Origin of the sequence: Streptococcus infantis (genome assembly GCF_047460825.1) — a bacterium.
GTDB lineage: Bacteria > Bacillota > Bacilli > Lactobacillales > Streptococcaceae > Streptococcus > Streptococcus infantis_V.
Genome location: NZ_JASHFO010000013.1, coordinates 1 through 13801, shown reverse-complemented (window position 1 = coordinate 13801; position 13801 = coordinate 1). Strand labels below are relative to the sequence as shown.

Sequence of the window (13801 nt, the reverse complement as noted above, 5' to 3'; positions counted from 1 at the left end):
TTTCCTCTTTTCTTTTTCCAAAACAATCTATTTTAAGCACGTTTCCATTTAATCACATATTTTTCACTGATATCGACTAGCTTCATCCCCAGAAGACTGATCAGCGATACCAGAATAATAATCGCAAACATGGTATCATACTGAAACAGTTTTTTGGACTGAATCATGTAGACACCTAGTCCTTCAAAGCCTCCCAACCACTCAGATACAACTGTTGTGATGAAAGCATAGGAGACACTGACCCTCAGACCTGCATAAAAGTAGGGCAGGCTGACAGGGATTTTAAAATGCCACAGGATTTGCCAAGGATTCGCTCGCATCAGACTAAACAAGGTCAGCATGTCCTTGTCGCAATGCCTAAAACCATCTAAAATACTAACGATGATAGGAAAAGTAGTCGTCAAGATAATCAAGACAATCTTGGGCATGATTCCATAACCCAACCATAAAACTAGGATAGGGGCTATGGCAATGGTCGGTATAGTCTGGACAACCACCATCATGGGGTAAATCAGGTCATTGAGCCATCCCAAACTATCCATAAGGACGGCCATAATACAGGCTATCAAAACACCCAAGACCAAACCTAGCAAAGCTACTCTCAAGGTTGCCCAGCTATGGTACCAGAGAAATTCTCTGTCTCGAACAAAAGACTGGAGAATCTCAAGTGGTGTCGGCAGGATAAACTTTGGTAAGAGTTTTAAGAATCCCGCCACCTGCCAAACGGATAAGACACCCAAAAATCCTAGCAGACTAATATGTCGTCTCATTATACTTTTCAAGTTTCTCATCGATGCTTAAAATCTCTCCTATATTTATTTTCACATTGGCAAAAACATTGTCCGCTCCTTGCCCCGCCACTTCTAGCGCTTCTTTGAGAATGCGCATAAGCTCATCAAACTCCCCCTCCAAGACCGTTTCAAATGGTGTCACCACCATGGTCACTTCTTGAGCTTGCAGATAAGCAATGACCTTATCAATTACAGCTATGCGGTCAATCCCCTGTGACAGGGGCAGGACTTGTAAAGCAATGCTTGCTTTCATTAAAACCTCCTTCTAAATTACAGTTTTTCTTTGTAAAAAAAGAAAAACCTCTTTCATATATGAAAAAGGTGCAAAATTAGGCCAAGTATCGTTCCCTACGCTGGCATTACCCAGATCAGGTGCGGTCGAAGTTTAACACTTCCTCTCAGACTGTACACAGACTCCCATATATTATATGGACATATGATAACGAAAAATAAATAAGATGTCAAGGAAACTGCTTACAGAAAAAGAGACGGCAAACCTTCTCTTTCTCTAATTATAAAGATGAACTAGCTCTTTCAATTAAAGCATAGGGGCGAATAACTGAGCTACTTCTTTGATTAATGTTTGATACCAAGTAGGCTTGATTGTTCCAGGAAAAATTTCTTGCGATACTTCAAAAATCTCTTCAAAGTCCTTACGAATATCTGCAATCGATGGTGTTTCGTACAATAAAACTGCATTTTCATAGTGGTGAACCAAGCTGCGATAATCAAGGTTTATGGTTCCAACAACCGCAAATCGATCATCAACAATCATTTGCTTACTATGGATAAAACCAGGAGTATACTCATAGATACGTACACCAGCAGACAAAAGATCAGGGTAAGACCCTCGAGTTACTAACTGGATGAGCTTTTTATCTGGGATAAATGGAGTTATAATTCTCACATCTACACCTCGCATGGCTGCATTTTTTATATCCTCTGTCAAATCATAATCAATAATGAGATAAGGCGTGGTGATATAGACAAAATCTTCCGCTTGATTAATCAGATTTTGGTAGACGATTTTCCCCACCTTCATTTTATAGATAGGCTTAGGGCCACTTCCATACGGGATACAAAGACCGCTACCAAATCGTGTCTGATTTTCCAAATGATACTGATCAAAGTCACTGATTTCCCCACGGTTGATGTACCAGTTCATGAGAAATAGTCTGGTAAATGCTTGAGTCGCCGGACCATCAATCCGAATTCCACTATCTTTCCAGTGTCCAAAACGTTCAATCTGATTGATATATTCGTCTGCAAGATTAATCCCGCCAGTATAGGCAATCTGCCCATCAATGACCAAAATCTTACGGTGGTCACGGTTGTTATAGGCCACTGTCATACGAGGAATCACCTTATTAAACTTATGAGCATCAATCCCTTTAGAACGCAAATGAACAGTATAATCCCCAGGCAAGGTCACCATACAACCAATATCATCGTAGAGCATCTTGACCTCGACTCCCTGAGCAGCTTTTTCTTCAAGAATTTCAAGCATACTATCCCACATCAAACCTTCGTCGACAATGTAGTATTCTAGAAAAATAAATTTTTCAGCCCTCTTCAGATCCTCCAGCATCTGTTGCCACATTTCTTCTCCATTAGCAAAGAATTGTGAGTCTGTATGGTCATAAACCTCTGCATTACTATCCATATGTAACAAGGCATTGATAATACCGTAGGCAGATTTATCAGTTTCTTGTAGGATCTGATGAAGACTATGCTCTCGCTTTTCATGAGATGCAATAGAACGAAGTTCCTGCAGTTGTTTGAATTCCTTTTTTGATAACCGACGCTCACCAAACATGATATAAAGTAAGGGACCAAAAACAGGGACAAAAGTGACAATCAACCAAGTCACCTTGCTCTCAGGAGACATGGAACGATTAACAATGGCTAAAACAGTTGCTACGCTGATCAAAAATACAAGAGTCACCCAAATAATTGGAGCAATCTGGCTCATGTAAAGAATGACTGCAAAAACTACAAATAATTCTATCAGAATTATTGCAATGCTAAAACCATACTTGGACATCAATAGTCGCAATTTTCTAGTTCCCATAACTCCCCCTCAATTTCTAAGTCTACTCCCTAATTTAACGTCTGAAAACGCTTGTTACCTTCTAGTATACTTAGTTTAGAAGAACTTAGCAAGTCTTTTCTGTTTAGGCCGATAGTTCTCCAACTGAGGTGAACAATAAAAAGCAGGCCACATACATGCCTGCTCTTATATTACAATTTTAATGCCAACATATTGACCGTCATACCAGCTGCAGTTCCCATCAGGTAAACTACATCGCCTTCTTTGGCCAAGCTATGGTCTAAAGAATAAGCTAAACCAAATGGCACAGAGACTGAAACCATATTTCCATAATCACTAACAAGGTTAAGGTACTTGTCTTCATCTACACCCAGTTTTCCCATGACCAAAGGAAGAGCGCGACTAGCTTGGTGGGGAATAATATAGTCTACAGCATCTTTAGAAATCCCAGATTTCTCTTGGAATTCTTGGAACATTTCTGGAATGACACGAGCAGAAAGCAAGAGAATTTTCTTGCCTTTCATATCAAACATAAAATTTGTCTTGGTCTCTTCAGAATACTCTTTTGGCTGATAAGAAGTCAAGCCTCCTCGAATCTCTGTATCGTGAGCCCCCTCTGACCAAGTACGTTGAAGGCTTGCTATCACTCCTTTGTCCTGACTACTTTTTTGGAAAATAAAGGCTGCTGCCCCATCACTAAAGAGTTCAAAACTTTCTTTTTGCTTTGGATTAAGACCCAAGCTACCAACTTCACTAGATACAATCAAAACACGACAGTATTCCCCAGCTTCAATCAAATGTGACATGGTTGATAAAGCAGAGATAAAACTTGTACAAGTCGTATTGATATCCATAGCTGGAATAGAGAGTCCTTTTGCCACGCGCTCATGAATCAAAGCAGCTGTACACGGAATAGGTTGAACACCAACCGCACTAGCTGATACAAGGCAATCAATATCTTTAATATTCAAATTTGCATTTTCAAGTGCACGTTGGATAGCCGCTTCTGCCAAATCTAGCTGTGTTTCTTCATTTTCTACGACACGGTAACGGGTTTGGTCTTTAAATTGCACTGTATTTTTTGGAAGGTAAACTCCATAGCCTGCAATTTCTACATGTCTTTTCACTTCTGTCATAATCTTTTATCCTTTCATAAACGTTGGATACGTTTGAGTTTACGACTTGTATCCCAGTGATAATCTGAAAATTGTATTTCAGGTGCTTTAAACTCTTTCTGTTGAGCTAAGAGTCTGAATTGCTCTGTGATTGCTGTTTCTACTTGCTCGTCCCTTCGACTCAGACAAACTTCCACTAGCTTCTCAGAATGTTGTTTAACTTGGTAATCTCCGACATTCTCCACAAAGAGAATGCAACGTCTGATAAAGTCAGGATAAATCGTGACCTGACCTCCATCTTGTCCATCAAAATAGAAGATGTCGTCAGAACGCCCCTCAACCTTGTCAATCCTTGTATAATGAGATCCACAAGGACAAGGTTCAGGATTTTCAACCAAGATATCGTTGAGCTGATAGCGATAAACAGGTTGACTGCTCCGCTTAAAATCCGTAATCACTGGATAAAAACGTCGGTCATCCAAGTAGTGTTTTTCCACAAAAATGATGTCTTCGTTGAGATGAAGATTCCCAGCCGAGCACGTACAAGCTAAGAAACCTTCCGTTGCTTGATAAACCTGATCAATAATCGGTAATGCAAAAGCGTTCGAAATTCGCTCTTTGTCACTATCTTCCAAGATTTCAGCCACCGAAACGATTTTTTGTGGGTGAATGACTAACTCCCCAGCTTTTAGACGCTTGCTCAATTCAATCAACATAGAAGCAGGCGCCACCACAATGGTCGGTTGATAATTGTTGAGACGCTCGGTATGCTCATCTGTATTCTTGAAAATATCAAAGTACTCTAAACGAATAAGCGCCGTATTGATGGTCTGATACAATTCATTATCCGCTCTGAGGAAAAAGGCTATGCGGTGCCCAAAAAGGTGACCTTTGGATAACATCTTTGCCAAGATAGCCGCTGCCCACATACTTCTCTCTTTTTCAGTTGTGATAAAGAGTCCCCGGTGTCCAGATGTTCCAGAAGACAGCCCAACAGCTATTTCTCCTTTGAGTTCTGTAAAATTACGGGTCTTCTCACTTTCGATAGCCAATGCCAAGGCCTCGTCTCGATCCACACCTTGAGTATTAAGCTCATTGAAATGCGTCATCATAAATGCTTTATCCATATGGTCAAAGTCGTTAGGTACACCATTTTTAAAATAAGGCGACTCACGTTTGAGAAAGTCCATATAGGCAGCCAACTGCTTTTTCTGATAGTTTTCTAAGGCTTTTCGAGATTTAAAATTATGTAGCCAACGAGTTTGGAAAAAAGTTTTAAGAAAGGTTATTTTTTTCATATAAAATCCGCTCAATCCTTTCTACAGGGTCATGGCTAACTAGCACTTCTATTCCATCCTTTAAAACTTCTTCCAAGAGCTCTGTTCCTTTGATATAGTCAGCCTTACTATCTTGCACCAAGGAAGGAATCAGATGCATCTGTTTAGTGTAAGGCAAAAGGTCAATTCCCCAACAAAGGTCTGCTGCGATAAAGAGATGATAGTCTGGAATAAAGAGGCAAGCTTGTCCCTTGGCATGCCCATCAATAGAAGAGACAAGGATACTTCCGTCTCCAAACAAATCATAGGTAGGACGGTAATTAAAGTTGGAGTTTTGCTGATCTGCCTTGATGACTGTCAGTCTTTCCTCGAAGTCACTCGGCAAAAATTCTTTAAAAATTAAATCTTTTAGTTTTGGTTTCTTGTAAACATCATAGACTTCCTGGGTCAGGATAAAGTTTGCATTCGGAAAGAAGCTAGCTCCTCCCAAATGATCTGGATGTAGATGAGACAACAAGACATAGTTGATTTCTTCTGGCTTGATTCCTTGAGCCTTCAGCAAATGCGAAATCTGATCCTGCTCTATCATTTGAACGGGCGTCCCCAAGCGATATAAAGCATATCTTAGTTTTGTCTTAATATCGTAGTGATAGCCAGTATCATATAGCAGATAACCTTTATCCCTGTGCTTAATCAAAAAGACACCTGCAGGGAAAGTCATCTTTCTATTCTTAACACCTTTAAAGAGCAAACCGGCATAACTCGTACAATATCCCGCTGGGAAATACTCAATGCTTTCGATAATCTTGGACATATTGTTCAATCCCTTCTGAAATACTAATTTTCGGACGATACCCCAATTCCCTCTCAGCCTTGCTAATATCTAGAGTTTGACTATAACGAAGTAGATAATAGGTATATCGTGTTAAAGGCGGTTCCCCTTTCAGATTCAAGGACTTGTAAAGAAACTCTAAACTACTTGCAATTCCTGCTAATAGAGATGCTGGAATTTTTCTATATTTGATTGGGAAACCCAAACCTGTCAAACTTTCCTCTAACAAATCTCTAAAAGCCCTCGGTTCACCATTAGTAATGTTATAGACCTCACCTTTTGCTTCTGAGACTTCTAAGGCTAAACGAATTGCGAGAGCAACATTTTCCACACAAGTCATGTCCATGAGCTGACGCCCATCTCCAATTAAAGGAATACCAATTTTTTGACTAAGATTGATCACCCGTGGCAAGATGCTGGTATCTCCAATCCCAAACAGTCCCCGAGGCCTCAAGATAATACTAGGAACATCTGGATAATCCTTAAAGAGTCTCTCCGAAGCCAATTTACTACGTATATAGTTATTGAGATTATTTTCCTTTGGTGCATCACTTTCTTTGATTTCCAACTGATCCTTAGGAGCAGCGTAGATGCTTGGTGAGGATACATAGACTAAACGTTGAATATCTGTTTGGCGACATGCCTCGAGAACATATTTGGTTCCTAAAACATTAGCCTGATAAAAATCTTCCCATGGCCCCCAAATAGTTGAAAGAGCCCCGGCATGAACAACCATGTCTATCCCTTGACATGCCTCTAGCACATCATCAGCTTTGGTCAAATCACCCTGAAAAAAACTGACAGAAGAGTCTTCCAAGGATTGCCCTACCTGACTATTTCTACCAAAAGCTCGCACTTGGTAACCATGCTCAACTAGTTCTTCTACAACATATTTACCCAAGAAACCAGTGGCTCCTGTAACTAATACTTTTTTCATCATTCTTTCTCCTTATCTGCTAACAGACGGTGGATTTCGCTTTCCAAAATTTCTGTTGGATGATAGGATTGTGCAGCCTGGCGTAAAATTTCTAATTCTGACCAATCTTCTTTAGCAATTAATTTTTCAAATGCCTGCCCAATCTCCTGGCTATTATCTCTTTTAGCTGTGAAAGCAACACCCGCTTCCACACCACGAACAGCATAATCATATTGGTCGTAGTCATGAGGCAAAATCAAAGCCGGTTTACCATAAATGATACACTGATAAAAAATTCCCGCTCCACCATGATGAATCACATAATCCATCTGAGGAATGTATTCTTTGTAAGGAAGATAAGAAACAAGGGACAGATTCTCCATCAGATTCTCACACTGAAAAGGTTCTCCACCAACTCCACGAGTCACAAAAAAGTGAAAATTAGGATGCGCTTTTACTAGTTGCTTCGCTTGAAAGATTAGATTATCTTTGGCCCATGCCAGTTGTGTCCCACAAGTAACCAAAACCTTTTTTCGATTAGGGAAAACCGACAAATCTAAAGGATAATCCTCTCCTGCCTCAACCGAAGCACCAGAAGGACCAACCCACTTGTAGTGTTTTGGGAATCCCTTTTTTAACTCTACTTCTTTCATCCCTATACCAAGGATTGAATATGGAGAATAAATAGTCTCTTGGTCCAGCTGATTATAGAGTCTAAAATTATATCTCTTTAAACGATCACGAAACGAAAAAGATACAATCCGTTTTACTAACCGAGTTCCCTTTCTACCTAAAAATTGTACTGCAGACTCCCAGACATTCTTGGGACTCCCCATCCCACCAATTAAACAGGGCGGGCCATCAGTAGTCTCTAAAACAAATTGTGTAGCCATGGTAGTAATCCAAGGAATTCCAAGCTGATCTGCCACGAGCCCACCTGACAAAGTTATAAAATCAGCAATAACAATATCTGGGCGATTCTTTTGCCACTCTTTCATTAATTGATCAGAAACTAAATTAATTAAATCAATACTAGCAGAAAGTTGATGATAGGCTGATAAAATCCCTAATTGTTCAGAGTTATTTGCTGCCTTTTCAAATTCCTCAATATGATCTTCTAGTATGGTAACTACATTAAAACCTGCAGCCTCAGCAACAGTTTTCTTCTGAGGGCCTGTAAATAGACGAATCTCATACTGAGGATTTTGTAATAGTGGTGCAAGTAAATTCATAGTTGGATACAAATGTCCACTTAAAGGAACAATCACAACATCGATTTTGATTTTCTTCATAATCCTAGCATATCAAATTTTCCAAAAAAGAACTATCACAAGGATAGTTCTTCTTAAATATTATTGGTTTTAAATCATAGGAATAGTATTTGATTCCCTAATACATTATTTGAATATTCGGGAGGAATTCGTAATGTAAGAATCTTAAATTTACTATCCCTAAAAAATTCTAAAGTAGCTTTGCTTAGAATAATTCCTTATAGAAAGCAATGGTTTCTTCCAAAGTTGGCATGAATGGATTACCTGGTGCACAAGCATCAATCAAGGCATTCTTAGAAAGGTATTCAAAGTCAAAGTCTTTTTCTTCGATACCAAGTTCTGTCAATTTCTTAGGAATACCGACAGTTTCAGAAAGTTTTTCAATTTCAGAAATAGCATAAGCCGCACATTCCTCATCTGATTTTCCTTCGATTTGCATACCCAAGGCCTTAGCAACATTACGGAAGGCTACAGGTACACGTTTGGCATTTTCACGCTCAACAACTGGCAAAAGCATGGCACAGCAAACACCATGAGGCAAGTTATAGACAGCACCCAATTGGTGAGCCATTGAGTGAACATAACCAAGTCCAGCATTGTTAAAGCTCATTCCTCCAAGGAAGATGGCATTAACCATACCTTCACGAGCTTCGATGTCGTGACCGTTTTCTACTGCACGTGGAAGATATTCTTTGATTAGTTCGATAGCTCCGATAGAGAGTTTCTTAGTCACATCATAAGCACCTGGTGTTACCAAAGCTTCAACAGCGTGAGTAAGAGCATCCATACCAGTAGCAGCAGTCAAAGCTTGAGGTTTTGAAACCATCAATTCAGGGTCATTAACAGAGATAAGAGCAAGACTGTTCTTATCAACCATTACCATTTTAACCTTACGTTCTTCATCAGTGATAACGTAGTTGATAGTAATTTCTGCTGATGTACCTGCAGTAGTATTGATAGCTACAACAGGAAGGCCTTTTTGAGCAGACTTATGCAAACCTTCATAATCCTGTGGCTTACCGCCATTAGTAGCGATTACAGAAATACAGCTAGCTGCATCCTGTGGAGAGCCACCACCGACAGAGATGATAAAGTCACAGTTATGCTCTTTCAAAGCAGCGACCCCATCCATGACATTTTTACAAGTAGGGTTAGGTTCAACATCACTAAAGATAACGTAAGCAATCCCTTCATCATCTAAAGGTTTTAAAATTTTTGGCAAGATATCACTTGATTCGATATACTTATCTGTCACCAAAAGAGCCTTAGTATAGCCCAACTCCTTAACATAAGGACCAACTTCATTTACCACACCTTTACCAATAAGGTTGACTGCTGGAACGTAAAATGTTGCCATATTTTTTCCTCCTTGCGTTTTTCACGCTTTATATTTAGGTTAATTATATAATATATTTCCTATATTTTCAAATATTTGTGATTTTTTTAACAAATAGGAGATTGAAAAAATATTTTAATAAAATTTCATAAGGAAAAGATAACCAGACAAATTTGAGATGGATTATTTTATTGAAAAAAGGCTCTATAATATTTGTAGTGGGTGAATCCCCTATGGATATTATGGGCCTATTTTTGTGTAGAAAAAAAGTCCCATAAGATCTATAATGAAAAGCGACCAAACCATCATTAGAAAGAATCATATGGAACAATTACATTTTATCACAAAACTACTCGATATTAAAGACAAGAACATCATAATCTTGGATTATCTTGATGCTGGAACGCATAAAGAAGTCATCGCTAAGCTAGATTATCCTGCTCCTAAGTGTCATCACTGCCTAGGGCAAATGACTAAATATGACTTCCAGAAAGAATCTAAAATTCCCTATCTAGAGTGTGCAGGCTATAAGACACTCATTCGATTGAGAAAACGCCGTTTCCGTTGTAAAGTCTGCGGGAAAATAGCTGTCGCAGAGACTTCCTTAGTCAAAAAGAATCACCAAATCGCTACCATCGTCAACCAGAAAATCACTCAAAAATTAATCGAGAAAGTCCCTATGACGGCTATCGCAGAAAGTCTATCTGTATCTACTTCGACAGTCATTCGTAAATTGAAAGAATTCAAATTCAAGACAGATTTATCTTTCCTTCCAACTCACATGTCTTGGGATGAATACAGCTTCAAGAAAGGTAAGATGAGTTTCATTGCACAGGATTTTGATTCCAGAAAGATCGTAGTTATCCTGGATGGGCGAACTCAAGTGACTATTCGCAATCATTTCCTTCGTTATTCTAGTCAGGTGAGAAGTCGAGTGAAAGTCATTACCATGGATATGTTTAGCCCCTACTATGATATTGCCAGAAAACTTTTTCCTAACGCTAAAATCGTTCTCGACCGCTTTCACATTATCCAACATCTCAGTCGAGCTATGAATCGTCTTCGCATCCAAGTCATGAATCGTTTTGATCGCAAATCGCACGAATATAAGGCACTAAAACGTTACTGGAAACTCATTCAACAGGATAGCCGTAAACTCAGCGATAAACGATTTTATCGCCCGACTTTTCGCTCACACTTGACCAATAAAGAGATTCTCGAAAAGCTCCTTGCATACTCTCAAGAACTTAGATAGCACTATGAACTCTATCAACTATTACTGTTTCATTTCCAAGAGAAACAAACAGACCATTTCTTTGAACTGATTGAAGAAACGATTTCTTGTGTAAATCCTATTTTTCAAACTGTTTTTAAGACCTTTTGGAAAGACAAGGACAAAATCATGAACTCACTGGAACTGCCCTACTCAAACGCAAAACTAGAGGCTACCAATAACCTCATTAAGGTCATCAAGCGCAATGCTTTTGGCTTCCGGAACTTTGAAAACTTTAAAATTAGAATCCTCATTGCTTTGAATATCAAAAAGGAGAGAACCAAGTTGGTCCTCTCCAGGTTATAACTTTTCATCAACCCACTACAGTTGACAAACATACTAAGATTAGTAGTGAGAAAATCTCCGACGGGAGAGAGTACTCACTACTTTTTCTTTATGTTAAAGTAGAGGTGTCTTGTAAAGTCGTAGGGCTCTTTGGCGCTAGACGTCGCTTGACAAACTGGCAAGACACCTTGTTTTAGGTGGAATTTGATCAAAGTATGTGGGACGCTAGACGTCGCGTATTGAAAATAAAATCACTAAAACACGGAATTATTCAAGACAAAAGAGGTAATATCATGCGTACAGTATTTGGGATTTATATGAGTAAGGCAAGTTCTGAGGTGGCAATTTTAGTCAACGGTGAAAAGATTCATGGATACACTATGCTCAATGACGCCATTGGCTTCAATCATCTTTTGAATGACTTGAAAACTGTTCATAATCCTGAGATTATATTTGAAGCTACTGGTGTCTATTCTCGGCGTCTTCGAGCCTTTCTTGAGGAATACGGCTACGCTTATACACAGCTGAATCCTCTGGAAGCTAAGAAGCAACTGGACAGTCTGCGAGTTCGTAAAACAGACAAAATTGACGCTGAAAAGTTGGCTCATTCTCAGTTTATACTCAATCGTAAACCAACTTATGCGCAGGAAGAAGTTTATCAACACCTGCGTGATTTAAGCCGTTTCTATCAAAATCTTACAGAAGACATTGTTAGAGCTAAAAATCGTCTACACAAGGTCTTACAAGTCACCTTTCCTGAATTGGAAAATCTCTTATCCACACCAACTGGAGAGCAATATTGGAATTTAGTGATGGCTTTTCCATGCAAAGAGTTTGTAGTAAACCTATCTCAAAATGAATTGTGTAAGATCATCCGTCAATCTACCTCCAAACGAATCTCTGAAAAGCGTATTGCTTACCTGACTGATAAACTTATAAAACTCGCTAAACAATCTTTTTGTGCGGTCAAGAAAATCTCCCCAATGCTTGAAGAGGTTCGTTACTATGCTCAAGAATTGCTTCGTCTTTCTGAGCACAGACAGGTTGTCTTAGACGACATGGTAGCTCTAGCTCAGCCTTTACCAGAGTATGACATCTTACGATCAATTCCTGGCATCGCAGAAATCACAGCGACATCTATCATTGGCGAATTGGGAGATATTCGTCGCTTTCAGTCTACCAATCAAATCAACGCTTTTATTGACATTGACCTGAGACACTATGAATCTGGGACCTTTCTCGCCAAGGAACACATTACTAAGCGAGGTAATCCCTATGCCAGAAAAATCTTGTTCAAGCGCATTCATAACACCGCTTCAGCTAGTCATACCAATCCCTGCCATATCGCCGACTTTTATGAGAAACGAAAAAGACAATCGACAATAGCTTCAACCAAGCCACATGCGATTACCTCTATACATCGTCTCATTCGAACAATGTATTACCTCATTACGCATAACAAACTTTACGATTACTCTTTGACCCAAAATCGATAAGGTCATCTATGCCATATTATTATAACACCTTGTTGCAAAAAATACCAGATGAGGTGTTTTTTAGCATGCCCTTTTATGGATCAATAAGTGGTAAAAATAAGACAGTAACCTCAGAATAGCTACTGTCTTATCTCTTTTTTTACTTAAGGCCCTTGATATACTTGACAAATCGTAGAAAAGAGCCTGAAAAAAAGATTAATAACAAATAAAAAAAAAGAACAACCATTGTTCTTACTCTGTAATATCAATCGGGAAGACAGGATTCGAACCTGCGACACCTTGGTCCCAAACCAAGTACTCTACCAAGCTGAGCTACTTCCCGAGTTAAATAGAAAAAATGCACCCTAGAGGAGTCGAACCTCTAACCGCCTGATTCGTAGTCAGGTACTCTATCCAGTTGAGCTAAGGGTGCTCATTATATGCCGAGGACCGGGATCGAACCGGTACGATCGTTACCAATCGCAGGATTTTAAGTCCTGTGCGTCTGCCAGTTCCGCCACCCCGGCCTCTCTAAGCGAACGACGGGATTCGAACCCGCGACCCCCACCTTGGCAAGGTGGTGTTCTACCACTGAACTACGTTCGCATCGACCTCTTGGTTATATTAAAAAAATGCCGGCTACATGACTTGAACACGCGACCCTCTGATTACAAATCAGATGCTCTACCAACTGAGCTAAGCCGGCTTATTTCTATTATGCGGGTTAAGGGACTTGAACCCCCACGCCGTTAAGCGCCAGATCCTAAATCTGGTGCGTCTGCCAATTCCGCCAAACCCGCAATGATGACCCGTACTGGGCTCGAACCAGTGACCCATTGATTAAAAGTCAATTGCTCTACCAACTGAGCTAACGAGTCTAAAATAACTTTCGTTATCTTAAACGGTCCCGACGGGAATCGAACCCGCGATCTTCGCCGTGACAGGGCGACGTGATAACCGCTACACTACGGGACCTATGGGAGTTAACGGGATCGAACCGCTGACCCTCTGCTTGTAAGGCAGATGCTCTCCCAGCTGAGCTAAACTCCCTTTAGCTAAGCGACTTCCTTATCTCACAGGGGGCAACCCCCAACTACTTCCGGCGTTCTAGGGCTTAACTTCTGTGTTCGGCATGGGTACAGGTGTATCTCCTAGGCTATCGTCACTTAACTTTGAGTAA

General features: G+C 39.9%; 10 protein-coding genes, 9 tRNA genes, 1 rRNA gene, 1 pseudogene and 1 riboswitch. Of the genes and pseudogenes, 2 read left to right on the top strand and 19 right to left on the bottom strand.

Annotation, left to right across the window (positions count from 1 at the left end):
• Window positions 1–32 precede the first annotated feature (32 nt).
• The 9 genes from QM911_RS05310 to QM911_RS05270 all read right to left on the bottom strand — a co-directional run bounded on the left by QM911_RS05310 (window position 33) and on the right by QM911_RS05270 (window position 9609).
• Window positions 33–791 carry an ABC transporter permease gene (locus QM911_RS05310; RefSeq protein ID WP_075228378.1) on the bottom strand — a complete coding sequence of 253 codons (759 nt, stop codon included), beginning with the start codon at window positions 789–791 and terminating at the stop codon, window positions 33–35.
• Window positions 754–1044 (bottom strand): MTH1187 family thiamine-binding protein, encoded by a 291-nt coding sequence (locus QM911_RS05305; protein WP_075226824.1) that lies wholly within the window; start codon window positions 1042–1044, stop codon window positions 754–756. Before QM911_RS05305 ends, QM911_RS05310 begins: the two co-directional genes overlap by 38 nt.
• A 75-nt stretch (window positions 1045–1119) precedes the next feature.
• Window positions 1120–1222, bottom strand: a riboswitch (TPP riboswitch).
• 107 nt (window positions 1223–1329) lie between these two features.
• On the bottom strand, window positions 1330–2862 hold the full coding sequence (cls, locus tag QM911_RS05300; RefSeq protein WP_075228377.1) for a cardiolipin synthase: 1533 nt from the start codon (window positions 2860–2862) through the stop codon (window positions 1330–1332).
• 170 nt (window positions 2863–3032) lie between these two features.
• On the bottom strand, window positions 3033–3977 hold the full coding sequence (locus QM911_RS05295) for a 3-oxoacyl-[acyl-carrier-protein] synthase III C-terminal domain-containing protein (RefSeq protein ID WP_075228376.1): 945 nt from the start codon (window positions 3975–3977) through the stop codon (window positions 3033–3035).
• Window positions 3978–3991: 14 nt separating this feature from the next.
• Complete coding sequence (locus tag QM911_RS05290; protein ID WP_075228375.1) at window positions 3992–5254, bottom strand: F390 synthetase-related protein; 1263 nt, start codon at window positions 5252–5254, stop codon at window positions 3992–3994.
• On the bottom strand, window positions 5232–6047 hold the full coding sequence (locus QM911_RS05285) for an MBL fold metallo-hydrolase (protein ID WP_075228374.1): 816 nt from the start codon (window positions 6045–6047) through the stop codon (window positions 5232–5234). Before QM911_RS05285 ends, QM911_RS05290 begins: the two co-directional genes overlap by 23 nt.
• Window positions 6022–7002 (bottom strand): NAD-dependent epimerase/dehydratase family protein, encoded by a 981-nt coding sequence (locus tag QM911_RS05280; RefSeq protein ID WP_414313347.1) that lies wholly within the window; start codon window positions 7000–7002, stop codon window positions 6022–6024. The genes QM911_RS05285 and QM911_RS05280 overlap by 26 nt, the downstream gene beginning before the upstream one ends.
• On the bottom strand, window positions 7002–8273 hold the full coding sequence (locus tag QM911_RS05275) for a glycosyltransferase (protein WP_414313332.1): 1272 nt from the start codon (window positions 8271–8273) through the stop codon (window positions 7002–7004). The genes QM911_RS05280 and QM911_RS05275 overlap by 1 nt, the downstream gene beginning before the upstream one ends.
• Window positions 8274–8457: 184 nt before the next feature.
• Window positions 8458–9609 carry an iron-containing alcohol dehydrogenase gene (locus QM911_RS05270; protein ID WP_049503855.1) on the bottom strand — a complete coding sequence of 384 codons (1152 nt, stop codon included), beginning with the start codon at window positions 9607–9609 and terminating at the stop codon, window positions 8458–8460.
• 301 nt (window positions 9610–9910) lie between these two features.
• Here QM911_RS05270 and QM911_RS05265 point away from each other — a divergent pair.
• Window positions 9911–11167, top strand: a pseudogene (locus QM911_RS05265) (ISL3 family transposase).
• A 272-nt stretch (window positions 11168–11439) separates the two neighbouring features.
• On the top strand, window positions 11440–12642 hold the full coding sequence (locus tag QM911_RS05260; protein ID WP_414313331.1) for an IS110 family transposase: 1203 nt from the start codon (window positions 11440–11442) through the stop codon (window positions 12640–12642).
• Window positions 12643–12890: 248 nt separating this feature from the next.
• Here QM911_RS05260 and QM911_RS05255 read toward each other — a convergent pair.
• The 10 genes from QM911_RS05255 to rrf form a co-directional block, all read right to left on the bottom strand.
• Window positions 12891–12964 (bottom strand) — tRNA-Pro (locus QM911_RS05255).
• A 16-nt stretch (window positions 12965–12980) separates the two neighbouring features.
• A tRNA-Arg gene (locus QM911_RS05250) sits at window positions 12981–13054 on the bottom strand.
• Window positions 13055–13062: 8 nt separating this feature from the next.
• Window positions 13063–13148 (bottom strand) — tRNA-Leu (locus QM911_RS05245).
• A gap of 7 nt (window positions 13149–13155) precedes the next feature.
• Window positions 13156–13227: transfer RNA gene (locus tag QM911_RS05240), tRNA-Gly, on the bottom strand.
• Between the two features lie 27 nt (window positions 13228–13254).
• Window positions 13255–13327 (bottom strand) — tRNA-Thr (locus QM911_RS05235).
• Between the two features lie 12 nt (window positions 13328–13339).
• Window positions 13340–13421: transfer RNA gene (locus tag QM911_RS05230), tRNA-Leu, on the bottom strand.
• A gap of 5 nt (window positions 13422–13426) precedes the next feature.
• Window positions 13427–13499 (bottom strand) — tRNA-Lys (locus QM911_RS05225).
• Between the two features lie 24 nt (window positions 13500–13523).
• A tRNA-Asp gene (locus QM911_RS05220) sits at window positions 13524–13596 on the bottom strand.
• A gap of 2 nt (window positions 13597–13598) precedes the next feature.
• Window positions 13599–13671 (bottom strand) — tRNA-Val (locus QM911_RS05215).
• 4 nt (window positions 13672–13675) lie between these two features.
• A 5S ribosomal RNA gene (rrf, locus tag QM911_RS05210) occupies window positions 13676–13791 on the bottom strand.
• Window positions 13792–13801 lie beyond the last annotated feature (10 nt).